Raw genomic sequence first — 912 nt, 5'->3', positions numbered from 1 at the left:
GGCATTGAGCGCGACGGCCGCGACGGCCCGCTCGTCCACCTCGACGGCCCGGACGTCGGCCGCGCCGGCGCGGGCGGCGGCGATGGCGACCAGGCCGGAGCCGGAGGCCAGGTCGAGTACCCGGCGGCCGGCGACCACCTCGGGGTGGTCGGTGACGTAGCGGGCCAGGCCCTGCCCGCCGGCCCAGGCGAACGCCCAGAACGGCGGCGGCTGGGCGCTGCGGAACTCGCCCTCGGTCAGCTCCCACAGGCCGATCGGCTCGTCGGCCTGGAGCAGGCGCACCTCGGGGACGAACGCCACCGGGGCGAGGCGGGCGTGCAGTCGGACGAACGCGGCGGACAGCTCGGACACCGGAGAATTGTGTCCCACCCGCCGCTCGGGACCGATCCCGGGCGTGTCGCGGTAGCGTGGTGACCGGTTCACCACTGTCGGTGAAATGGCCTCCGTGTTGTGGCGTTGGATGCGAACACGCCCGTCTACCGGCGTGCCCGGCGCGCTCCTAGCGTTGCCTGTGGACACGACCGAGGGTGAGGAGGCGTGGTGAGCGGGTGGCGGCACGCGCTACGGATCGGACTGGTGCTGACCTTCGTGGCCGGGACCGGGTACGGGGGAGCCCTGCCCGCGCGGGCGGCGGCGGCCTTCTCCACCGAGTTGAGCGGTCTGCCGGACGAGTTCACCGCCGGGAACCGGGTGGAGACGTTGTCCGCCGTGGTCTCCCGCTCCGACGGGGGCGGCTGTGTCAAGGTGCGCTGGTCGATGCTGGTGCGGGTGCAGGGTCTGCGGCTGGACCAGCTCAAGGTCGACCGGGTGGAGGACAGCGGGTCGTTCCCGCTGGAGATCCGCACCGAGGGAGACACCGCACGGCTCACCGACCGGCAACTCGACCCGGGTGTGCTCTGCCCGGGCCGGACC

At 73.7% G+C, this 912-nt stretch carries 1 protein-coding gene and 1 pseudogene; one reads left to right on the top strand and one right to left on the bottom strand.

All coding sequences use genetic code 11. The features are described 5' to 3' along the window. Nucleotides 1-351 (bottom strand): methyltransferase (locus tag KBX39_RS32080; protein ID WP_210874176.1); only part of this gene is annotated, 351 nt, incomplete at its 3' end. A gap of 189 nt (nt 352-540) precedes the next feature. Here KBX39_RS32080 and KBX39_RS32075 point away from each other — a divergent pair. Further along, a pseudogene (locus KBX39_RS32075) lies at nt 541-912 on the top strand (hypothetical protein); the annotation flags it as partial.

It is taken from the genome of Micromonospora sp. D75 (assembly GCF_018070405.1).
Classification (GTDB): domain Bacteria; phylum Actinomycetota; class Actinomycetes; order Mycobacteriales; family Micromonosporaceae; genus Micromonospora; species Micromonospora chalcea.
Note: the sequence above shows the minus strand (reverse complement) of the source record. Positions and strands in the feature narration are given on the sequence as shown.